Genomic DNA, 23,161 nt, shown 5'->3' with positions numbered 1-23,161 from the left:
ATCCATTTCACACCTCGTGATGAATCGCCTCTGCCGGCGGCTCGCGTCGCGGCATGAGTTCCACCAGATACATGGCTGCAAGCACCAGCCCGCCGCCGCAAAGCATACGCCACGTCAGCACGTCACTGCCGAACGCCACGGCAAAGCCTGCGGCGAAAACCGGTTCGGTGGTCATCACGATGGCCGCACGCGTCGCAGGCAAATGGGCTTGCGCCCAGGTCTGCATCAACATCGCGCCGGCACCGGCAATCAGCGCCATGTACAGCACGGCGATCCACGCGCTGCGATCCGGTGGCAAGACCGGACCGCCGTGACCCGCCGTAGCAAGCAGGCAAACCAGCGCGATCATGGCCATCTGCACGGCAGACAGACCGAACGCTTCGTCCGCGCGCGACCAATGCCCCAGCGCCACGATATGCAAGCCATACAGCAACGCGGAAGCGAGCGTCAGCCACACGCCGAGATCCACCGAAAGGCCGTTGAGCGAGAGCAGCGCCAGGCCGAACGTAGCCAGCGCAACCGCCAGCCATACCGTAACCGGCATGCGCTGGCGCAACAGCACGGTGGCGAGTATCGGCGTGAACACGACATACATGCCGGTGACGAAGCCGCTGACGCTCGGCGAAATCAGTGACAGGCCCCAGGTCTGCAGCAACTGTCCGCAGCCATAAAGCACGCCCAGCACCATGCCGCGCAACAACTGCCGACGCTCCAGCCGCGCGACGTGGCGATGGAACAACGCGAACATGGCGATGGCCGCAACGATAAAGCGCACGGCCAGGAAATCCGCCACCGGCATGCGATCGACCACACCCTTGATCAGCACGAAGGTGGAGCCCCACACGGCTGTCATGACCAGCAGACCCACGGTCGCCAGCAAGCTGATACGCGATGTATTGCTCATCGACGAGCAGCCCGCAACCACTGCCCCGGGACTTTCAGCAGAAACCGGCTCCAGATGCCCAGCCACACCACCGCGGCAGTGAGCGGATTGCGTGATGCCGGATCGAACTTGCGGAACCATCGCCACATGCCGCGATGCTTGTGATAGCTCACGAACACCGGACGATGCCGGCTCGAGCCACCCTTGCCGTGCAAGACGCGCACGTCGCCGGCAAGCAGCACGCGCCAACCTGCATCGCGCACGCGGCGGCACAGGTCGAGATCTTCGCAATGCAGAAAATAGTTTTCGTCGAAACCGTGCAGCAGTTCGAACACACGCAATGGCATCAGCATCACCGCGCCGGAAACGGCTTCGGCTTCGACGACTTGATCCGGCACGTTCTGCGCATTCACGCCGCCCTTGCGCCCAAGCAGCGTGGCAAGTGCGCGACCAAGCACGGGATCACGCCGGAATGACGCTGGATCGGGCACGCCTTGCGCATCGCAGACCACGGCACCCACCAGGCCGGCTTTCTTTTCGCTCGTCAGCACGTCAAGCAGGCGCTGCAAGGCATCCTGCGTGATCAGGCAATCCGGGTTGAGAATCAGCAAGGCTTCGCCATGCGCTTGCGCGGCAGCGCGATTGATGGCCGGACCGAAGCCGAGGTTGGCGTGGTTGTAGATCACCTTGAAGCGCGGATCGCTTTCGCGCGCACGGGCGATCGCTTGCGGAATGCTGTCCGTCGAGGCGTTGTCGATCAGCAGCACTTCGAGCGGCGTCGTACATGCCAGCACGCTTTTTACGCAGTCACGCAGGCTCGGGCCGCTATCGGCCGAGACGATGATGACGCTGACTTGCGGTTTGGCGGGATCGAGGGCGGACATGATCGGGCGGTAGATTCCGGATTTGCGATCTTACGAAATCAAACGGCTCTGCGGGGGGGTAGGCTGGGTTGGCGCAGCGTAACCCGATATTTTTTGAAAACATCGCTGGGTACGCTGCGCTAACCCCAACGGCACTGATTTAGGCCGCACTTGCTCGAATACTGCGAAAAATCTTGAATCGTCGTCCCGCGAAAGCCGGAGCCCAGTGACTTTTTAGATCCTCAACCTCGCTGGGTCCCGGCTTTCGCCGGGGCGACGACGCTTGAGTTAGTGCCAAGCTGCGATGGTTTTGCTACGACCTGTCGACTACATCCTGCCCCAGCACATGCGACAGCGCCAACGGCGGCTGATCCTCATCGCGGTTCAGCCACGCCTCGCCGGCATGCCATCCATACAGTTGCCAACCGCGCAACCGATACGACCTGTCGTGGGCGCGATCGTACAGCACCACGCCGCGCCACGCCGTCATCGGCCACGCGAGCCAGCATTCGTCCGGGGCAATGGAAACCTGTGGTTCGACCGGGCCGATGTGCGTATGTGCGCCGATGCGGCAGTTATGTTTATCCAACAGGCTTACATCAGCGGGAAGCGCCGGCGACGTACCATCCAGCGCGATCCAGCATGGCGCCCGCAATTCGATCAGCGTGTCGGCGGGACCGATCGGCGCCAGCGCCAGTTCGCTCCATGCCGGTGAGGCAGCCGCGGCAGCAGTGCTGCGCCGAGGTTTGTGATCCTGCCAGGATTCGAGCAGCACCAGCAGCGAAAAACCGGCCAACGCGGCCAGCGCAGTCAAGGTGAGGCCGAGGCCATGGTTATCGAAAGCGCGATAGCTTGCGGCCAGCAAGCCGGCGAAGCCCCAACGCAAGGCGCGCTGCAGCAGGTGGTGATAGCGCTGCAAGCGTGGCAATCCAATGACCTGGATGGTGGCCAACCCCAGCAACAACGGCAGGCCTGCCCACCACGGCATCACCCCAAGCAACACGGCCCATGCGATGGCCAGCAACCAGGCCGGCCACCGGCGTCCCGATGCGGCAAAACTCAGCCGCACCACACCCTGGCGTTGCGGAACATGCGCATCCACGGCGAATCCTCGCCCCAGTTATCCGGATGCCAGCTCATCTGCACGCTGCGGAACACGCGCTCCGGATGCGGCATCAGGATCGTCACGCGCCCATCCGCCGCGGTGAAGCCGGCGAGGCCGCCCGGCGAGCCATTGGGATTGAGCGGATAGTGTTCGGTAGGCTTGCCGCGGTTGTCGACAAAACGCACCGCGCCGCCTGCCTTGGATGGGCTGCAGGAGGCCGGGAACGCCACGCGGCCTTCGCCGTGCGCCACCACCACCGGAATGCGCGAACCGTGCATGCCCTTGAAGAAGATGCTGGGCGAATCCAGCACTTCGAGCGTGGCCAGGCGCGCTTCGTATTGCTCGGAGGCATTGCGCAGGAACTTCGGCCAGTGCTGCGCATCGGGAATGATGTCTTTCAGCTGGCTCAGCATCTGGCAGCCGTTGCACACGCCCAGCGCGAACTTGCTGGTGTCGGCAAAGAATGCGCTGAATTCCGCGCGCAGCATGTCGTTGTAGAGAATCGATGCTGCCCAGCCGCGGCCTGCGCCAAGCACGTCGCCGAAGGAGAACCCGCCGCACGCGGCAAAGCCGCGGAAATCGCCGAGCTTGATGCGGCCGCTGGCGAGATCGGACATGTGCACGTCGACGGCATCGAAACCGGCACGCGTAAATGCCGCGGCCATTTCGACCTGACCATTGACGCCCTGCTCGCGCAGCACCGCCACGCGCGGACGCGCTCCCTTGCCGATGTACGGCGCGGCGATGTCCTGGGTCGGATCAAAGGTGAGCTTTGGGCTGATGCCGGCATCGGCATCGTCGATGCGCCATTCCAGTTCGGCATCCGCACTTGCCGGGTTGTCGCGCAGGCGCTGCATCGCATGGCTGGTTTCGTTCCACGCCTTGAACAGCTGCGTCCAGTTCCACTTGAACAGCGTGTCCTTGTTGAGGAACAGCTTGATGCCGAGCTTTTCTTTGGGACGGCCGATGCGATTGCTCATGCCTGCCAGGCCATGCTTGATCAGCAGCGACTCGAACGCTTCGCGGTTGGCCGCGGCTACTTGCATCACCGCGCCGAGCTCTTCGTTGAACAGCGAACGCAGCGTGGCTTCGGCCCAGCCATCCAAAGTGATTTCCAGACCGCAACGACCGGCAAAGGCCATTTCCAGCAGCGTCACGATCACGCCGCCGTCGGAACGGTCGTGATAGGCCAGCAGCATGCCGGCGCGATTGGCTTCCTGCACCAAATCGAACAACGCCTTCAGGCGCTTGGCGTCATCCAGATCCGGCGGCACGCCGCCGCCGCGGTTGAACACCTGGGTGAGTGCGGAACCGCCAAGACGATCGCGGCCGGCGCCCAGATCGATCAGCCACAGATCCGATTCGCCGCGATCCATCCGCAGTTGCGGCGTGAGGGTGCGGCGAACATCGCTGACGCGTGCAAAACCGGTGATCACCAACGACACCGGCGCGACCGTGCGTTGCGGCGTATCGCCGTCCTTCCACACGGTCTGCATCGACAGCGAATCCTTGCCGACAGGAATGGAGATATCCAGTTCGGGGCACAACTCCATGCCCACCGCTTTCACCGCATCGAACAAGGCCGCGTCTTCGCCGGGATGATTCACGGCCGCCATCCAGTTGGCGGAAAGACGCACTTCGTTCAACTGATCAATCGGTGCCGCGGCAAGATTGGTGATCGCCTCGCCCACTGCCAGGCGTGCCGCGCCCGCGCTGTTGAGCAGTGCCACCGGTGCGCGCTCGGCCATCGCCATCGCTTCGCCCCGGTAGCCTTCGAAATCCACCAGCGTCACCGCGCAGTCGGCCACTGGCACTTGCCACGGGCCGACCATCGGGTCGCGCGAGCACAAGCCGCCCACGGTGCGATCGCCGATGGTGACAAGGAAGCTCTTGCTGCCCACCGTCGGCAGGCGCAGCACGCGCATCAGCGCTTCGTCCATGCCGATGCCGCTGAGATCCGGAACCAGATCGATGCGCGGCTTGATGTGCCTGGTCTCGCGATGCATGCGCGGCGCCTTGCCGAACAGCACGTCCATCGGCAGATCGATCACTTTCAGCTGGCGGCGCGGATCGGTCACGCGCAGCACGCGTTCTTCAGTGGCCGTGCCGACCACCGCATACGGGCAACGCTCGCGTGCGCAGAACGCTTCGAACTGCGGCAAGTGTTCCTGCGCGATCGCCAGCACATAGCGCTCTTGCGATTCGTTGCTCCACACCTGCATCGGCGAGAGCGAAGGATCGTCGCAGGGCACTTTCGACAGGTCGATGTCACCGCCCACGCCCGCATCGTTGAGCAATTCGGGAATGGCATTGGACAAACCGCCTGCGCCGACATCGTGGATGCTCACGATGGGATTGTGTTCGCCGAGCGACCAGCAGCTGTCGATCACTTGCTGGCAGCGGCGTTCCATCTCGGCGTTGTCGCGCTGCACGGAAGCGAAGTCGAGTTCCGCACTGGATGCACCGGACGCCATCGACGACGCCGCGCCACCGCCGAGGCCAATCAGCATGGCCGGACCGCCCAGCACGATCACCGCGTGACCCGGCTGCAGCTCGCGCTTCTGCACGTGGTCGTTGCGGATATTGGCGATGCCGCCGGCGATCATGATCGGCTTGTCGTAGCCGCGCCGCACGCCGGCTTCACCGGTTTCGTGCTCGTAGGTGCGGAAATAGCCGCCGAGGCAAGGACGGCCGAATTCGTTGTTGAACGCCGCGGCACCGAGCGGGCCGTCGCGCATGATTTCGAACGCGCTGGCCATGCGCGGCGGCAGCGGGCGTTCGAGCTCCCACGGCATGGGAGACCCGGGAATGCGCAGATCAGAAACGGAGAAACCGGTAAGGCCCGCTTTCGGCTTGGCGCCGCGGCCGGTGGCGCCTTCGTCGCGGATCTCTCCGCCAGCGCCGGTGGCCGCGCCCGGCCAGGGTGCAATCGCGGTGGGGTGGTTATGCGTTTCCACCTTGATCGCGTATTCGATGCGCTCTTCGCTGGCGCGCCACACGCCATCCTCGCCGCACACGAAACGCTTGCCGGCGTGGCCTTCGACCACGGCTGCGTTGTCCTTGTAGGCGGAAAGCGTGTACGCGGGAGCATGCTGGTGCGTGTTCTTGATCATCCCGAACAGGCTTTTCTCCTGCGCTTCACCGTCCAGCGTCCAACTGGCGTTGAACACTTTGTGGCGGCAATGCTCGGAGTTGGCCTGCGCGAACATGAAGAGTTCGGCGTCGGTGGGATCGCGGCCGAGTTCGGCGTAGCGGGCGGCGAGATAATCGATCTCGTCATCGGCCAGTGCGAGGCCCAGGTCGGTATTGGCGCGCGCCAATGCTGCGCGCGGATCGGTACCCAGCTTGATGTGCAGCAGATCGCCCGGCTGGCCGGCCAGGAACAGGCCCTGCGCCTGATCGAGACGAGTGAGCACCGATTGCGTCATCGCATCGTGCAGTACTGCCAGGAGCTCGCGGTAGCTCGCATCCTCGGTCGCCGGCAGACCGCTGACCTGGTAGGCAATGCCGCGCTCGACGCGGCGTACGTCGAAGCCGCAGTCATGCAGGATGTCAGTAGCCTTGCTCGACCACGGGGAAATGGTGCCCAGCCGCGGCACGATCCACAGCGAAGCCAGCTCGGGCTTGCTGTCCTTGGCTTCCAGCGCCTCCAGCAGGCGCTTGCGCTGCTCGCCATCGGGCTCGGCAGCAGCATCGATGAAGTAGACGAACCAGCAGGCCTGCACGCGGGTGCCACGATGCAGGGCATCCAGGCGGGCGTTGAGACGGTCCAGACGAAACGGCGAGAGGGCGCTCTGCCCGTCGAGTGCGATCATTGCGGGGAAAAGGCGCTAGGCGGTGGAAGCCGCGTATTGTACCTGAGCGGGGGCTCTCCCTGGGCGGAGGCGTGACTGACGCGGGTAGGCTGGGATGAAATCCCCGCTTTTTTGAGCGCCCTTATGCTGGGATTTCATCCCAGCCTGCGTGCCGCATCAGGTCAGGGCTCTTCCCGTACCCGCATGAAGCGCGCAAACCGTGGCTTACCCGCGGCCGTCATGCCCTGGTAGCGGAACGTAACCATGGTGCCCACCGCCGGCGGGTTCTGGCGCTGCTCGTCGGTAAAGCCGGTACCGATGCGAAAACGCGTGCCATCCGACAGTTCCATCAGCAGCGAACCCATCATGCCGGCGTACTTGCCCTTGCCGGGCACGATGCCGACCACGCGGGCTTCGGCATCATCGAACGGTTTGAGTTTCAGCAGATCATCGCTGCGGCCGGCACGGTAGAGCGAGGCGCCACGGTGCAATACCAGGCCTTCACCGCCACCCTGCACCACCTCGTCGAGCTTGTGTTGCAGCTCCGCCGCATTGGCAACCTTGAACTGCGTGACGGCTTGCACCCATGGCTGGTCCATCTGCGCGACGAGCTTCTGCAGCGCAGGAATACGCTGATCGAACGTGCCTGCATGCGCAGGCAAGTCGAACACCATGTAGCGCATCTGACGCCACGCATCGTCAGCGGCAGGCTGTTGGCGGATGGTGGACGAAGCTTGCTCGAAGCGGCCGCGTCCTGCCCATAACTCGCCATCCATCGGAGTCTTCGGCCAGCGCTCGGTAAACCATGCCGGCGCGGGAATGATGGCGCCGCTGCGCGTGCGCAGCGTTTGGCCGTCCCAATAACCGCGCACGCCGTCGTACTTCTCGCTGATCCAGTAATCGCCGAGCGTGATGCCGGCGTGATAGACATTGGCCAGCATCACCGGCGACGACGCGAGCGCTATGGCGTAGGCAGGCGCAACCAGACTCAGCCCTACCAACAACAGCAGCCCGCATAACCGGCCCGCTAGACGCTTCGCTTTGCGCATGACACTTCCCTGTGAGCGACGCCGCCGTTGCTACGGCGTGCGTCGATGAATCAACTTCGATCAGCCGCCTTTGGCGGAATGCTCCTGCACCGCTTTCAGCATGTCCTGCGGCGACAGATAACCGCCGATCAAGGTGCCGTCCTCGGCATAGACGGCCGGCGTACCGGTGACGCCCAGGCGCAGGCCAAGATCGAACTGGTCCTTGACCGGATTCTTGCAATCGGCGGGTTTCGGATCCTGCCCTTTCTTGGCTTGCGTGAAGGCATCGTTGCGATCGGCCGCGCACCAGATGGAGACCATTTCCTTGTACGTCTTGGTGGGCTTGCCGTCGTCGCCGGTCACACCCGAGCGCGGCCATGCCAGGTATTGCACGGCGATGCCTTCCTTGTTGAAGTCCTTGATCTGCTCGTGCAGCACGCGGCAGTACGGGCACGTCACATCCGTAAACACCGTCACGGTGTATTTGGGATTCGGCGGCGCAAACACGATGCGATCAGACACCGGCACCTTGGCCAACTGCGTCTTGCGATACGCAGCCCAGGCATCGTCGGTGAGGCTGCTGCCCTTGCTGGCGTCGATCACGTCGCCGTTGATCAGGTACTTGCCGTCACTGCTGACGTATACCAGATGCCCAGAGGCGATCACCTGATAGAAACCCGGCAACGGCGACGGTGCGACCTGATCGATCTGCGCCTTGGGCACCAGCTTGAGCAATGCCTGCCGCACCACCGCTTCCGGCGTGTTCGCCGCCGGTGGCGTGGAAACCGTGGCACCCGCCAATGCCGTGCCTGCCTGCATCGCCAGCACGCTCGCGCAGAGCATCAGCCAGAACTTCTTGGACATATAACCTCTTACCGAGCGGCTACGTGAGAAAGACGTCGAGTATCGCATATCGATTGCGATGGCCCGTTGTAGGGAAGCGCCGATATGGCTGTCCCATGGCCGCCATGCTACGCCGCTTGGCCAGTGTTGATTTTGAAGCTTCAACACATTCTGTTACCGCGCTCGTATCAACCGCGTGGATGGTGCTGCGCGTGCAGGCGCTTCAAACCTTCCTTCGCCACCAGCGTATAAATTTGCGTCGTGCTCAGCGCGCTATGGCCCAGCAGCATTTGCAAGGCGCGCAGGTCCGCGCCGTGATTGAGCAAATGCGTCGCGAACGAATGTCTCAACACATGCGGAGAAATACGCTTGCTGTTGATGCCAACAGCGATGGCATGTCGCTTGACCAAGGTCCAGAACATTTGCCGCGTCATGCCTTCGCCGCGCTTGCTCAGGAACAATGCCGCCGGCTGCCGCCCTTTCGCCAACACCGGCCGCGCCTGCGTGAGATAGGACTGGATAAATTCCAATGCCACCTCGCCCACCGGTACCAGCCGGTCCTTGCCGCCCTTGCCGGTCACGCGCAAGACGCCCTGGCGCGTATTCAGCGCTGCCAGTGGCAATTCCACCAGTTCTGAAACGCGCAGGCCTGAGGCGTACATCAACTCCAACATGGCGCGATCGCGCAGGCCCAGCGTGGTCGCCACGTCGGGCGCATGCAGCAGGCCCTCCACTTCGCGTTCGGCCAAGGCCTTGGGCAGGCTGCGTGGCATCTTGGGCCGTTCGATCAGCAGCGTGGGATCTTCAAAGCCGGGCTCGTTGCGCGCCATCGACGCATAGAACCTGCGAAACGCCGATTGGCGCCGCGCCATCGAACGCACCGCCACCGGTTGCGAGCCGTGAAACGCCGAGAGGTCTTCGCGCCGCGCCGTGCGCAAGATGCGTCCACGCGCCGACAACCAGCGCGACAGTGCTTCCAGGTCCTGGCGATAGGCCTGCAGCGTGCGTTCGGCAAGGCCATCTTCGGACCACACGCGCTCAAGGAAGGCGGCAATTTCCAGCTCGTCCGCCTCGGCCACGGCAGCGGGCTCTTTACTAGCGTTCTGTTTCATGCGCACGATGCTGGGCGTTACGCCCACGTAGTGCAAGCGTGACGCTGCGCAATCACATGTCAGAGTGGATGGCGATCCGATGACACAAGCAAGCACGACCGATCCGTATTGCCCATTGTGGCGGCGCCTGTTCGCGCTGTTCTACGACTTGTTCGCGGTACTCGCCATCGTGGCGACGGTCGGCCTGGTCTGCCAGTTCGCCACGCATGGGCAGCTGATCACCACTGGCGCTCAGGTGCATATCGCTTGGTGGTATCAGCCGCTGCAAGGGTTGATGGTGGCGGCGTATTTCCTGGTGTCGTGGTTGCGTGGCGGGCAGACGCTGGGCATGCGGCCATGGCGCATCCGGATCGCGGCGAGCGATGGTGCACGGCTGACATTGCGGCAGGCACTGGTTCGGCTGCTCATCGCCGCGCTGCCCTTGCTGCTGCTTTGGTTCGCGCCTGCATGGGGACTGCGGGCGGCGCTTTGGGCCGTAGCGGCGGCATGGGGGGTGTGGTTTGCCGCGGCTTTGCTCGATCGCCGCCATCGAGCGGTGCATGACTTGGTGGCTGGCTGTGAGCTGCGGCGAGTTGCCTGACCTCGCCGTCGCCGGCCACTTGAGACACGGCCACACATAACCCGTTGATACGCAAGGCGACGCCATCCTGTCGCAATGCAACATTGCCGCGCGTAAACGGCTATCATGTGACTTTACCCGCCGGTTCCCGCCCATGCTTTACCAGCTCCACGAATGGCAACGCGCCTTCCTCGGCCCTTTGAGCCACTACGCTGAAGCCAGCGCCCGCATGCTTACCGATCCCAGCAGTCCCCTCGCGCAGATGCCGGGTGCGCAGCGCATGGCGGCGGGTTACGAGCTGGTCCACCGTCTGGGCAAGGATTACGAAAAGCCGTCCTTCGACATCCACAGCATCACCAACCCGCAGGGCAACCAGATTGCGATCATCGAACGCATCGATCTGGAAACAGCGTTCTGCCAGCTGCGCCGCTTCAAGCGCTTCAGCGACGATCCGGACACCATCGAGAAGATGAAGAACGAACCGGTCGTGCTGGTGGTGGCGCCGCTCTCCGGCCACCACGCCACGCTGTTGCGCGACACCGTGCGTACGCTGCTGCAAGACCACAAGGTATACATCACCGACTGGATCGATGCGCGCATGATTCCCGCCTCGGCCGGTGCGTTTCATCTCGACGATTACGTCGCGACGATCGAGAACTTCATCCGCCACATCGGCGCCGAATCGCTGCACGTCATCTCCGTATGCCAGCCGACCGTGCCGGTGCTGGCGGCGATTTCGCTGATGGCCGCGCGCGGCGAAGCCACGCCGCGCAGCATGACGATGATGGGCGGCCCGATCGATCCGCGCCGCAGCCCCACCAGCGTCAACAACCTGGCCATGCAGCAGCCGCTCAGCTGGTTCCGTGGCAATGTGATCCACACCGTGCCGATCAACTATCCGGGCCATGGCCGTGAGGTTTATCCGGGCTTCCTGCAGCATGCCGGCTTTGTGGCGATGAATCCGGGCCGCCACCTGAGTTCGCACTGGGATTTCTATCTCAATCTGTTGCGCGGCGATCTGGACGACGCCCAGGCACACCGCAAGTTCTACGACGAATACAACGCCGTGCTCGACATGCCGGCGGAGTACTACCTGGACACCATCAGCACGGTGTTCCAGCAATTCCTGCTGCCGCGCGGCTTGTGGGAAGTGAATGGCGAACGCGTCGACCCGAGTGCCATCAAGCGCACCAGCCTGCTCACCATCGAGGGCGAGCTGGACGATATTTCCGGCATCGGCCAGACCGAAGCAGCGCATGACTTGTGCACCGGCATTCCCGCGTCGCGCCGCGCGCATCGCGTGGTCGAGGGCGCCGGGCATTACGGCATCTTCAGCGGGCGTCGCTGGCGCGAGATGGTTTATCCGCAGATTCGCGACTTTATTCGCCGCTCGGAATTGGCGCTGGTATCCACCAAGCGCGCCTGACGTAACCCCATGGTCGTCATTCCCGTTTTCGCGGAATGACGACCATGGGCGTTACGCGAAGAATGTCTTGAACGCATCGATAGTACGTTCCACACCGGCGTCGTCGATATCCAGATGCGTCACCAGGCGCAGCGTCGGCAAGTAACCGATGCTGATGCGTATCGACGCAGCACGCAGATGCGTATCCAGCTCGCGCAGGCGCTCGGCGGGAACGTCGACAAACACCATGTTGGTGTGCTGGCCAAGCAGCTTGATGCCGGCGATGCTCTGCAGGCCATTCGCCAGGCGCACGGCACACGCATGATCGTCTGCCAGACGCGCAACGTGGTGATCCAGTGCATACGAGCATGCCGCGGCCAGCAAGCCGGCCTGGCGCCAACCGCCACCGGCGACCTTGCGCCAGCGCCGCGCCTTCTCGATCAATGCGGCAGAGCCGACCAGCACCGACCCGACCGGCGCTCCCAATCCTTTCGACAAACACACCGACACGCTGTCGAAGTGTTGCGCAATCTCGCGTGCCGGCACACCACCCGCCACCGCCGCGTTGTAGAGCCGCGCGCCATCTAGATGCAGGGCGAGCCCACGCTCGCGTGTGAATTCACGCGCGGCGCGCAGGTAATCCAGCGGCAACACGCGGCCGTGCCAGGTGTTCTCCAGTGCGAGCAGGCGAGTGCGTGCGAAGTGCGGATCGATCGGCTTGATTGAAGTCTTCACCTTGTCCAACGACAGCGTGCCGTCGACATCATGCGGAATCGGCTGCGGCTGGATCGAACCCAGCACCGCCGCACCGCCACCTTCGAATTTGTACGTGTGCGCATCGGCGCCGACGATGTATTCATCGCCGCGCTCGCAGTGCGACATCAGCGCCAGCAGATTGGATTGCGTGCCGGAGGGCACGAACAATCCCGCTTCGAAACCGAGATCGCTTGCAAGACGCTGCTGCAAGGCATTGACGGTGGGATCTTCGCCATAGACGTCATCGCCGACGTCGGCATCGAGCATCGCTTCGCGCATCGCGCGTGTCGGCTTGGTGACGGTATCGCTGCGCAGATCGATCCAGTCCATGGTGTCCTCATTGATGGATGCGGGGCCTATGACTTTGCCGGGTAGCGTGACGCGCGGCAAGTCAGTGTAGGTTGGGGTGCGAACCCCAACATCGCCATGTCGATCAGGATCATGATGTTGGGGTTCGCACCCCAACCTACCGGTTTGTCGCCACTCGCCATGACGCGGGTGGCAAGATGGCAAACAGGCCATCCCGCCTGGCACGCCGGGCAAGACGCAACAACTCATCATCACGCGTGAGCAATGCCACGGCACTCGCCTGATGGGCCAGCTCCAGGAATTTCTGATCATCACGATCACGGCAGCGTGGCAGCGCCACATCGCTACGGCTGGCGGTGTCATCGACGCAGCGCACGTATCGATCGAAAGCCTCCATCGCCTGCGCGCGTTTGCGCTCATCCAGCTTCAACTGCGGATACGCCAGCACGGCCTGCCATTCGGCGCGGCAATCCTCGCGTGTCACCAGTTCGACGTCGCCCGCGTGCACGGCGGCAAGCAACTCGGCGCTTTGCGGATCGCCGAACACAAACAGATCAAGGCAGACATTGGTGTCGGGCACGAAACGCAGCGCGCCGGACACCTCACGCATTTTTGCGGAAATAGAACCAGGCGATGAACACCATCAGCGCCGCTGGCAATATATTTGCGGCAAGTGGCGGAATGCCATACACCGTACCGAAACTCACGATGGCCTTCTGCACGAAGTACCAGCTGATGGCGATGATCATGCCCATGAAAATGCGCTTGCCCAGGCCGCCCGAGCGCAGCGCGCCGAAGGCGAACGGCATGGTGCACAACACCAGCACCAAGACATTGATCGGGTACATCACGCGGCCCCAGAACGGCGTTTCGTAGGGCCTGGTGTTCTCCCCGTTCTTGCGCTTGTAGGTGATGATGTGCTGCAGATCGCGCATCGCCAGGTACTGCGGCTGCACCAGCGATTGCTGCAGCACTTCCGGATCGAGCCTTGAATCCCAGCGTTCGTTGGCGGAGGTGCTGCTGTGCACGCCTTTGTCGTCCACCGTGGTGGTGCGCACGTGGTCGAGCACCCATTCCTTGCCAACCTGCTCGGCGGTGCTCGCCTCATCGAAACGGCTCAGTTGCCGGCCATCCGGCGTCAGCGTGAACACGCGCACGTCGCTGAGCTGCACGTAGGAGTGATCGCCTGCGTTACGCAATCCGCTGCTCTTGGCGTTGATGATGCGGTCGCCATCGCGCGCCCATAAACCGCTGCTGGTAAGCCCGAGGTTGCCGCCGGAACGCAGACGCAACTGCAAGGCCTGCGCCTGCTGGTCGCCCCACGGCCCGACGGTTTCACCCATGATGACCACGCCAGCCACCAGCACCGCGACCACGCCCACCGCCGACACAGCGATACGCAAGCGCGACATGCCTGCAGCACGCAAAGCCGTCAATTCGCCGGTGGAAGCCAGGCCGCCAAGCCCCATCAAACCACCGATCAGCGCAGCAAAGCCGAACATCTCGTACATGCGGCGCGGAATCGTCACCACGATGTAGAAAATGGCATTGCTGAGCGTGTAGCCATTGCGGCCGATGAAGCCGAGCTGGCGCACGAACTGGATCATCGCATCCAGGCCCACCAGGATCAGCCACACCATCAGCAGCGAACCGAAGACGGTGATGCCGATCAGCCAGTCGACACGCTTGACGCGCAAGCTAGCCATCAGGACCCCGCTTTGCGCGGCGCGCGCGCGGTGTATTGGTTGCGAAAACTCCAGGCAGCAATCGCAAACAATCCAAGGCTGAGCAGCCACATCGGCGTGGCGTGATGCCAGTGTCCCTTGGCCAGCTGACCGCGGCACAAGGCAAGCAGGTTGTAGTAAAGAAAGAAGCCAAGCACGGCGATCAGCATGCGCCCGTAGCGCGGCTCACGCGGCGTCTGTTTCGACAGCGGCATCGCCAGCATCAGCAACGCCAGCGTCATCAGCGGCACCACCGTGCGCCACGCGAATTCGGCGCGCGCATCCGGCGTGACGTTGCGCATCAGGTCGACCATGTCGAGGTTGTGGATGGGATCGGCTTCGTCATCCGATTGAATGCTGGAGAGCGCATTGTCGTTGCGCTCGTATTTCATGCGGCGCCAGTTGTCCTCGCCCAGCGGAATTTCGTATTGCCAGCCGTCATTCAACGCCAGATAGCGGTTGCTGCTGTCGCTGTTGGAATAGAGGTTGCCGTGCTGGCCGGTGGCCATTTTCATCACCAGGCTGCCGTCCTTGTTGGTGCGCTCGGCAGCGATGAACGTGCGGCCAAGCTTCTGGCCATCGCGGCTCAGCGTATCGACCAGGATGATGCCGCCCTTGCCCGGCAGCTCGGTAAAACGGCCGGCATCGAGGCCCGCGGCGATGATGGAACGGTTGGCTGCGGCAACCAGGTTGTCGGAGGTGCGCGCCGACCACGGCCCCAGCCACATCGACACCGCGCATACCAGCGTGAGCATGGTCGCCGCCACGATCGCCATCGGCCGCAGCAAGCCGCCCATGCCCATGCCCGAGGAGGCAAGCACGTGCATCTCGCTTTCGCGATACATGCGCCCGAACGTTTGCAGCACACCCAGGAAGCCTGCCAGCGGCAGCATGCTCGACAAGGTGTCGATCATGTTCAGGCCCAGTACCTGGAACATCACGCTGGCCGGAAAGCTGCCCTTGGCCACCTGCTCAAGCACGTGCGCAAACGTGGTGCCGGCCATGATCACCAGCAGCACGATGACTGTGGCGCCGATGGTCGTGCCCAGCTCGCGCAGGAAATACCGGTCTAGGATGCTCAGCATGCGATAGAATTATGAGTTCCGTGCCTAGCCGGTCCTGGCAGGCAAACCCGTAGTCTAGCCGGTTCGGTGCGTGCCGGTCTTCCCGCAGGAAATGACGATGACGCTTCAATTCAGCCTGGTCTCCGCCGCCCCCGAAACCGTCGACACCCCGTGCGTGGTGGTCGGCGTCTATGAAAACGGATTGCTGACCAGCGCCGCAGCGCGCGTGGATAGCGCAGCCGACGGTGCGATCAAGCGCCAGGTGGAAAGCGGCGACATCAACGGCAAGGCCGGCAGCAGCACCCTGCTGTTTGCGCCCCAAGGCGTGCAGGCCAAGCGCGTACTGGTGATCGGCCTGGGCGGACAGAAGGGCTTCGACGCCGCGCGCTTCCAGAAGGTGAACCTGGAAGCCTCCCGCGCGCTCACGCGCCTGCCGATCGACGGCGCCGTGTCCTTCCTCGCCGAAGCGGACGTGCCGGGTCATGACGCCGCATGGCGCGTTCGTACCGCCGCATTGGCCGCCGATTACGCCGCCTACCGCTACACCGCCACCTTCAAGCCGCGCGAGAAGAGCGGCCAGCCGGAACTGCGCAGCCTCGGCTTCGTCGCCGACGCGCACGCACAAGTCGGCCTCGATCAGGCTGTCGCCATGGCCGAAGGCGTGCGTTTCGCACGCGAGCTTGCCAACCTGCCGCCGAACATCTGCAACCCGGCCTACATCGCCGAACAAGCGGCGAAATTCGCCGAGGCGCATGTCGCCAACCAGGTCAGCTGCAAAGTGCTCGATCACGAAGAAATGCAGCGCCTAGGCTTCGGCTCGCTGCTGGCCGTCGGCCGCGGCTCGGCCAACAAGCCGAAGCTGGTAGTGCTCGAATACAAAGGCGGCGCGGCGGACGAGAAACCCTACGCGCTGGTCGGCAAAGGCATCACCTTCGATACCGGCGGCATCAGCTTGAAGCCCGGTCCGGGCATGGAAGAAATGAAGTTCGACATGGGCGGCGCCGCGGGTGTGCTCGGCGCGTTCGTCTCGGCCGTGAAGCTGGGCCTGAAAATCAACCTCGTCTGCGTCGTGCCGGCCGTGGAAAACATGCCCGACGGCGACAGCTATCGCCCCAGCGACGTGCTCACCAGCCTGTCCGGCCTCACCATCGAAGTGCTCAACACCGATGCCGAAGGCCGCCTGATTCTTTGCGACGCGCTCACCTACACCGCGCAAACGTTCCAACCCAAGGTGCTGATCGACGCCGCCACACTGACCGGCGCGTGCGTGATCGCACTGGGCAAGCACGCCAGCGGACTGATGAGCAAGCACGACGATCTCGCCGAAGAACTGCTGCGTGCCGGCGAGCTGTCGCTCGATCGCGCGTGGCGTTTGCCGCTGTGGGACGACTACCAGGTACAGCTCGATTCCGGCTTCGCCGACGTGGCCAACATCGGCGGCAAGAATGCTGGCGCCATTACTGCCGGATGCTTCCTGTCGCGCTTCACCGAAGGGCAGCGCTGGGCGCATCTGGATATTGCCGGCACTGCGTGGGACGAAGGTCGCAAGGGCCTCGCCACCGGTCGCCCGGTATCGTTGCTGGCGCAGTGGCTGATCGATCGCGCCGGCTGATCCCATTCGGGAACAGACGCGCGAACGCTTCTGCTCCCTCCCCTCTTCGCCACTGACGACGATGCCCCGCGCCGACTTCTACCTCATCGCCAAGCCGCGCTTCAGCGAACAACCGCTGTTGCTTGTGTGCGAACTGGCACGCAAAGCGTTCGCCGCGCAACAGCCAACGCTCATCCTCACGCGTGACTTCGAGCAGGCAGAAGCCTTGGACGAACTGCTGTGGTCGTTCGACGACGACACCTACATCCCGCATCAACTCGCCGGCGATGACGACGACGGCGACACCGCCGTACTGATCGCGCCGCCCGGCGTCGACACGCCGGCGCGTCCGCTTACCATCAACCTGCGCGAGCAATGCCCGCAGAGCTATGGCGAACGCGTGCTGGAAGTGGTGGCGGCCAATCCGGAAGAACGCGAAGGTTCGCGCTTACGCTGGCGCGAATATCAGCGGCTGGGTTTCGACGTGAACAAGCACGACATGTGATCCGCCCGCAGGTTGGGGCGAGGCGCAGCCAAACCCCAACCTACATCGCTATCAGCTCGTCATTCGAGCGAAAGCTGGAATCCAGTGACTTGCAAATGCGCAAAGGCAATGGATTCCAGCTTTCGCTGGAGTGACGTTGTTTTAGCTTTTCTGCTGGAGCAGCGGAAAATTTCCCGGACAGCAGCAGGCTTCGCCGGGATGACGATAAGCAGCAACGGCCTACGCCATCTTTATATCTTTCGACGCCGCCGCCCGCGCCATCATGGCCTCCTGCAACGCCGACGCCAGCAGCGTGCCGTTCAACGGCTTGTGCAAAAACGCATCGATGCCCACTTGTCGCCCGCGTGTGATCTCTTCCTTATCGCCACGCACCAACAACGCGACGATCGGCACCTGTTCACCACCGACATCGCCACGGCGAATCAACTGCGCCACCTGAAAACCGTCGATGCCGGGCAAATCCAGCTCCAACAGCATTACGTCGCAGGATTCCACCGCCAATTCCGCCAGCGCATTCAAACCATGGTTGGCGTGCCGTACGCGATGCCCCTGATGTTCGAGCATGGCGCGAATGGTGTCGGCAATGGTGGCGTCGCCTTCCACCAGCAGTACATTCAACACGCGCCGGTGGCTGCGCTCCGATTCGTCGTGCGCGGTTGCCGGCGCCACTTCCAAAGGCAGGTGTACATGGAACGTACTGCCTTCGCCGAGGGTGGAATCCAGCGTCATGCGGCCGCCCATCAGACCGACCAGTTCGTTGCAGATGGCCAGGCCCAAGCCGCTGCCGATACTGCGTTGCGGACCTTCGTCCTGTTCGAAGCGGCTGAACAGGCGGACCTTGCTAGTTTCGGAAATGCCGGGGCCGGTATCGCTCACGTCCAATGACAACGAGCCATCCGCCCAACGGACATCGATGCGGATGCCGCCGCGCTCGGTGAATTTCACTGCGTTGTTGACCAGATTGAACAGCACCTGGCGAATGCGCAGCGCATCGCCAATCAGCAAGGCGGGTACGTCTTCATCGACGTGCAACTCAAGTGTCAGGCGCTTGGCATGTGCAGCGCCTTTTTGCAGGCGCACGACATCCTGCAAGACGGGGCGCAGTTCAAACGGCGTTGGATCCAGCACCAGCTTGCCAGCTTCGATGCGCGCCAAGTCCAGCGCATCGTTCAGCAGTTTCAGCAGCAAGTTGCTCGCGCGCTGCATGGATTCGGCGTATTCGCGCTGCGTATCGTTGAGCGGTGTCGCCAACAACAACTCGGCCATGCCCATCATGCCCGTCATCGGCGTGCGGATTTCATGGCTGAGCGTAGCGAGAAAGCGACTCTTCGCCGCACTCGCCTGCTCGGCAATCTGATGCCGCTGTTCGGCAAACAGAATGCGGCGGCGATGCGCCAACCGACGACGCCAGGCGAGCATCACCAGCAATCCCAGGCCCACCGTCACGCACACGTAAAGCAGCCACGCCCACCAGCGCAGCCACGGCGGTGCCTGCACGATGATGTGCAACGGTGCGGACAGCTGCACCCATTCGCCTTCTGAACTGCGCGCCATGATGTCGAGGATGTAATCGCCGCTGCCAAGGCCGGTGAATTCACGTTCGCCATGATTGCCGCGATCCACCCAGTCGCTGTCGAAACCGTTGAGACGGAAGCGGTACTGATTGGCAGACGGGTTGATGTAGGAGAACAGCGTGGCCTGGATGTGCAATTGGCTGTCACGCCAACTCACGCGGATCGGCTGCGCGCTCAAGGGCAAATGACGGATCGCACCCTTGTGATCCACGGTGATCTCGGTCACCGACAAAGTGGGCGGTACCAGCGGCGGATCCACTTTGTCGGGATCGAAGCCGACCACGCCGCCGTTCGTTGCGGCATAGAGATAGCCATTGGGTAACAGCGCGTAACCGCGATCGAATTCGCCGTTCGCCAGGCCGTTTTGCAGACCCACATGGTAGAAAGTGCCCCGTGCGGGATCGTAGCGCCACAAGCCTTCGATGCTGAAAATCCACTCCCGCCCCAGGCAGTCGACGTCCATGTCCACGGCGCGCAACGATGGCCAGCCGTGTTCGGCATCCACGCTCTTGTCCAGCACCATGCGCTGTCCAGCGAGGTGGTAATGCGATAGACCATCCTCGGTGGCCACCCATACACCGGTGCGATCGAAATCGAACGCATCGATGGCCTTGCCGGCCGGTATGCCAGGCACCATCACGAAACGGTCGCGTGCACGATCAAACCACATCAACCCGCCATCGCTGGCGTACCAGAAGGTGCCCTTGTAGAGCGTCATCTGGCTGCCCCACATCACTTTCTCGTTCGGCTTGTCCATCGCTACCGGAGACACCGCCAGCGTCTCCGGGTCGATGCGGAAAATGCCGTGGCCGAACGTGCGCGCGTACATCAGCCCGTCGAGACCGGGCTCGACTTCGAGCGGGTGATCGAGCATCGCGCCCTGCACATCGACCTGGTCGAGCCGGTCGTGCACGTAGTCGTAGCGATACAGGGCGCCCTGCGCAACGATCCACAAGCGCTGACGAAAGTCCTCTGTCATGCCGACCACGTCGCCGCCAAGACCGTCAAGAATGTGCTCGACCTTGCCGGTAACGGGATCCAGCCGATCCACACGGCCATCGCGTTCACCCACCCATACATGGCGGCCATCGCGACCGCGCGCCATGCTGGTGGCCATCGAATCGCGCAGGCTGTCGGGATCGTCGGGAATGTGCGTGAAGCGGCTGAAGCGGTTCCAGTCGGGCGCGAGATAAGCAACGCCGCCCTCGAAGGTCGTCACCCACAGGCCACCTTCACGGTCGACGCGTGTTTGCCATATCCAGGTGCCGGGCAGATCGCCGTGCAGCAACGGTTGATCGACCAATTGAATGACGGGCGCGTCCGGACGCATCTGCAGGTACATGCCGCGCTGGGTGCCGATCCACAGATGACCGGCCTTGTCGCGCGTGCTGGTCATCACGTTGGTCCGGTGCGGAATCGTCGACTCGCCGAACAAGTGCGCCACGTCGTCCGGACCGACCATCAGCAGGCCGCGCCCGGTAGCGATCCGCACTTCATTGCCGCTGCCGTTGATGCGCCAAGCGTCCATCGACTGGCTGGGATCTGCGGGCTTGATGCGCACGAAGCCACCATCGGCTTCGCGGCGGAACACCCCACGATCGGATCCCACCCACAGGCGCCCCTTAGGGTCCACATACAACGTCGCCACCGTCCCGAAATCGCTGGGGTACAGGCCGAGCAAGGGATTCGTGATGTGCTCGAAACCCTGGCCATCGGGGAGCATGCGGTCCAGGCCGTCGGCGGTGCCCACCCAGATCGTGCCGTCCGGCGTTTGCGCGATCGACCACACCTGATCGCTGGCTAGGCTTTGCGGATTGCCCGGATCGTGCCCCCAGTGCGTGAACTTGCCCGTGGCGGCGTCATACCGATTCAGGCTGGCATCCAGGCTGCCAGCCCAGAGCCTGCCTTGCTGGTCGACCAGCAGGGTCGAAATCTCGTTGTTGTAAAGCGAGTCCGGATCGTTCTCCATGTGCCGGAACACCTGAAAGCGCACGCCGTCGAAACGGGCGAGGCCGCCCTTGGTGCCGAACCACATGGCGCCGTCGTGATCCTGCACCACGGTATAGACGACACTGCTCGGGAGCCCGTCCTGCGTGCCGTAGCGGCGGAACTGGGGCGTGGGCAGCGGGGCGACGTCGGGCGCGTGCACGGCGGTCGGCGGCGGCGATGCGGATCCCGCTGCAGCACTGCTGGGCGCAGACGCACCCAACAGAAAAGCCAGCCCCAACAGAAATACCGCCACTAACAAGCCCTCAAGCATGCCAGGCGAAGCAATCACCCTACCCATGCGCTTCGCGAGGGGAAATCATGCCAGTTCCGTCTGACTGCCGCACGCGTTGTTCATGGCAACGCAACAATCCGTTTCTGGCCGCGCGCTGGCGGAGCCAAAACGTTTCCGCCAGACTTCCAGCATGAACCGCTTACGGCTCGCCATTCTGTTGCTCGCATCATGTTTCGGCTTTGTGTCGGTGCCGCCTGCCCACGCGGCCTCCGACAGCTACCGCTACGACACGGTGCACAGCCAGATCGTCTTCAGCATCGACCACGATGGCTTCTCACGCCCGCTGGGACGACTGCATATCGCCCAAGGCTCGCTGCGTTTCGATCCGGACGATTGGTCCAAATCGAGTACCGAACTGGATATCGATATGCACAGCCTGGACATGGGTGACACCGCCTGGAATGAAGCGGTATGCAAAGGCTCGCTGCTTGATTGCAAGACGTATCCGACCGCGCATTTCGTCAGCACCTCAGTGGAACGCAAGGACGATACGCACGGCGTGCTGCATGGCACGCTCACCCTGCACGGCGTGAGCCAGCCAGTCGACCTTCCGTTTCGCGTCAACCGCATCGGCAAAACGATCTATGGCTTGCACACGGTGGCCGGCTTTTCCGCCACCGCCACGCTCGATCGCACGGCATTCGGCATCAACGGCTTTCCCAATGCCATCGGCCACAGCGTCGCCATCTGGCTGGAACTCGAAGGCATACGCAACAGTTCAAGCAACGATAAGGAGCATCCATGAGTTTGCGCAGTAATGGTCACCAATGGGGTTCGGTGGCCAAGTTTTTCCATTGGATGGTCGCCCTGGGCATCCTCGGCAACGGCGTGTGGGGCTTGCTGATGACCGGCATGGCGCCGTCGATAAGCAAGATCAACATCTTTGCCCTGCATAAATCGATCGGCCTGACGGTGCTGGCACTGTTCGCGCTGCGCCTGGCCTGGCGCTTGTATGACGGTGCGCCACCGGACGAACCGATGCCGCGCTGGCAGCGTGTCATGGCGCATGCCACGCATGTCGTGCTGTACGGATTCATCCTCGCCATGCCGTTGAGCGGGTGGCTGTTCAATTCGCTGCACGGTTATCCGCTGCAATGGTTCAAGCTGTTCAATCTGCCGGCACTGGCGGCGAAAAATGACGAACTTTCGCCTCTCGCCGGCGAAGTGCACGAGTGGCTGTTCTACCTGTTGCTGCTGGTGCTGGTGGGACACATCGGCGCCGCCTTGAAACATCATTTCTTTGAACAGGACAACGTATTGCGGCGCATGCTGCCGTTCGCACGCGTGCGTCAAAGCAAGACCACTTCAGGAGAACTCACATGAATGTCCGCACGCCTTCCCTTGCTTTGCTGCTCGCCCTGGCCGTGCCATGCCTCGCCAACGCTGCCGATTACAACGTGCAGCCCGGCAGCACGCTGGGTTTCACCAGCAACTTCCAGGGCAGCAATTTCGATGGCCATTTCAACAAATGGACGGCCGTCATCAGCTATGACGCAGCGAAACTGGCCTCATCGAAATTCGACGTGACGGTCGACCTGGCCACCGCCAAGACCGGCGACAACGACCGTGACAGCGCCTTGCCCGGCGCGGATTTCTTCAACGTCGCGACATATCCGCAGGCGCATTTCGTTACCACGGCGTTTCATCAGCAAGGCAGCCACGTGGTTGCCGATGGCATGTTGACGCTGCGCGGCGTAACCAAGCCGGTGAGCTTGAACGTGGTGTTCAAGCCGCAAGGCAACGGCGCCACGCTGGATGTTACCGG

19 protein-coding genes are annotated in these 23,161 nt (G+C 63.0%); 7 read left to right on the top strand and 12 right to left on the bottom strand.

What is annotated here, in order from left to right; all coding sequences use genetic code 11:
* Window positions 1-7: 7 nt before the first annotated feature.
* The 7 genes from VJR68_RS07075 to xerD all read right to left on the bottom strand — a co-directional run bounded on the left by VJR68_RS07075 (window position 8) and on the right by xerD (window position 9,628).
* A complete protein-coding gene (locus VJR68_RS07075) occupies window positions 8-904 on the bottom strand; it encodes a DMT family transporter (protein WP_324146953.1) in 897 nt (298 codons plus the stop codon).
* Complete coding sequence (locus VJR68_RS07070) at window positions 901-1,767, bottom strand: glycosyltransferase family 2 protein (protein ID WP_324146951.1); 867 nt, start codon at window positions 1,765-1,767, stop codon at window positions 901-903. Before VJR68_RS07070 ends, VJR68_RS07075 begins: the two co-directional genes overlap by 4 nt.
* Window positions 1,768-2,059: 292 nt before the next feature.
* On the bottom strand, window positions 2,060-2,848 hold the full coding sequence (locus tag VJR68_RS07065; protein WP_324146950.1) for a hypothetical protein: 789 nt from the start codon (window positions 2,846-2,848) through the stop codon (window positions 2,060-2,062).
* On the bottom strand, window positions 2,806-6,666 hold the full coding sequence (gene purL, locus VJR68_RS07060; RefSeq protein ID WP_324146949.1) for a phosphoribosylformylglycinamidine synthase: 3,861 nt from the start codon (window positions 6,664-6,666) through the stop codon (window positions 2,806-2,808). Before purL ends, VJR68_RS07065 begins: the two co-directional genes overlap by 43 nt.
* Before the next feature lie 161 nt (window positions 6,667-6,827).
* Entirely contained in the window at window positions 6,828-7,694 is an 867-nt protein-coding gene (locus tag VJR68_RS07055) for a DNA ligase (RefSeq protein ID WP_324146948.1), read from the bottom strand.
* A 60-nt stretch (window positions 7,695-7,754) separates the two neighbouring features.
* A complete protein-coding gene (locus VJR68_RS07050; RefSeq protein WP_324146947.1) occupies window positions 7,755-8,537 on the bottom strand; it encodes a disulfide isomerase DsbC N-terminal domain-containing protein in 783 nt (260 codons plus the stop codon).
* A gap of 167 nt (window positions 8,538-8,704) precedes the next feature.
* The gene (xerD, locus tag VJR68_RS07045; protein ID WP_324146946.1) at window positions 8,705-9,628 is read right to left on the bottom strand and encodes a site-specific tyrosine recombinase XerD; all 924 of its coding nucleotides are present in this window, start codon (window positions 9,626-9,628) and stop codon (window positions 8,705-8,707) included.
* 79 nt (window positions 9,629-9,707) lie between these two features.
* On the opposite strand from xerD, the gene VJR68_RS07040 reads away from it, so the two are divergent.
* Both VJR68_RS07040 and VJR68_RS07035 read left to right on the top strand, forming a co-directional pair.
* Window positions 9,708-10,208 carry an RDD family protein gene (locus VJR68_RS07040; RefSeq protein ID WP_324146945.1) on the top strand — a complete coding sequence of 167 codons (501 nt, stop codon included), beginning with the start codon at window positions 9,708-9,710 and terminating at the stop codon, window positions 10,206-10,208.
* A 133-nt stretch (window positions 10,209-10,341) separates the two neighbouring features.
* Window positions 10,342-11,613, top strand: a complete 1,272-nt coding sequence (locus VJR68_RS07035; protein WP_324146944.1) for a polyhydroxyalkanoate depolymerase — start codon at window positions 10,342-10,344, stop codon at window positions 11,611-11,613.
* A 51-nt stretch (window positions 11,614-11,664) separates the two neighbouring features.
* Here the strand turns inward: VJR68_RS07035 and ltaE are convergent, their stop codons facing one another.
* From ltaE to lptF, 4 genes are all read right to left on the bottom strand, one after another.
* Window positions 11,665-12,678: a low-specificity L-threonine aldolase gene (ltaE, locus tag VJR68_RS07030; RefSeq protein WP_324146943.1), complete on the bottom strand. Its 1,014-nt coding sequence runs from the start codon at window positions 12,676-12,678 to the stop codon at window positions 11,665-11,667.
* 136 nt (window positions 12,679-12,814) lie between these two features.
* Window positions 12,815-13,267 carry a putative toxin-antitoxin system toxin component, PIN family gene (locus tag VJR68_RS07025; RefSeq protein WP_324146942.1) on the bottom strand — a complete coding sequence of 151 codons (453 nt, stop codon included), beginning with the start codon at window positions 13,265-13,267 and terminating at the stop codon, window positions 12,815-12,817.
* Entirely contained in the window at window positions 13,260-14,363 is a 1,104-nt protein-coding gene (lptG, locus tag VJR68_RS07020; protein ID WP_324146941.1) for an LPS export ABC transporter permease LptG, read from the bottom strand. The genes VJR68_RS07025 and lptG overlap by 8 nt, the downstream gene beginning before the upstream one ends.
* Window positions 14,363-15,466: an LPS export ABC transporter permease LptF gene (lptF, locus tag VJR68_RS07015; RefSeq protein ID WP_324146940.1), complete on the bottom strand. Its 1,104-nt coding sequence runs from the start codon at window positions 15,464-15,466 to the stop codon at window positions 14,363-14,365. Before lptF ends, lptG begins: the two co-directional genes overlap by 1 nt.
* A 97-nt stretch (window positions 15,467-15,563) precedes the next feature.
* Here lptF and VJR68_RS07010 point away from each other — a divergent pair, with 97 nt between their 5' ends.
* A complete protein-coding gene (locus VJR68_RS07010; protein WP_324146939.1) occupies window positions 15,564-17,057 on the top strand; it encodes a leucyl aminopeptidase in 1,494 nt (497 codons plus the stop codon).
* A gap of 61 nt (window positions 17,058-17,118) precedes the next feature.
* Entirely contained in the window at window positions 17,119-17,541 is a 423-nt protein-coding gene (locus VJR68_RS07005; protein WP_324146938.1) for a DNA polymerase III subunit chi, read from the top strand.
* A gap of 219 nt (window positions 17,542-17,760) precedes the next feature.
* Here the strand turns inward: VJR68_RS07005 and VJR68_RS07000 are convergent, their stop codons facing one another.
* A complete protein-coding gene (locus VJR68_RS07000; protein WP_324146937.1) occupies window positions 17,761-21,402 on the bottom strand; it encodes an ATP-binding protein in 3,642 nt (1,213 codons plus the stop codon).
* A 124-nt stretch (window positions 21,403-21,526) separates the two neighbouring features.
* Here VJR68_RS07000 and VJR68_RS06995 point away from each other — a divergent pair, with 124 nt between their 5' ends.
* The 3 genes from VJR68_RS06995 to VJR68_RS06985 all read left to right on the top strand — a co-directional run.
* On the top strand, window positions 21,527-22,141 hold the full coding sequence (locus tag VJR68_RS06995; protein ID WP_324146935.1) for a YceI family protein: 615 nt from the start codon (window positions 21,527-21,529) through the stop codon (window positions 22,139-22,141).
* A complete protein-coding gene (locus tag VJR68_RS06990; protein WP_324146934.1) occupies window positions 22,138-22,719 on the top strand; it encodes a cytochrome b in 582 nt (193 codons plus the stop codon). Before VJR68_RS06995 ends, VJR68_RS06990 begins: the two co-directional genes overlap by 4 nt.
* A partial coding sequence (locus VJR68_RS06985) for a YceI family protein (RefSeq protein ID WP_324146933.1) occupies window positions 22,716-23,161 on the top strand: 446 nt, incomplete at its 3' end. The genes VJR68_RS06990 and VJR68_RS06985, both read left to right, overlap by 4 nt.

The sequence above is a fragment of the Dyella sp. genome, assembly GCF_035277725.1.
Classification (GTDB): Bacteria; Pseudomonadota; Gammaproteobacteria; order Xanthomonadales; family Rhodanobacteraceae; genus Dyella_B.
Note: the sequence above shows the minus strand (reverse complement) of the source record. Positions and strands in the feature narration are given on the sequence as shown.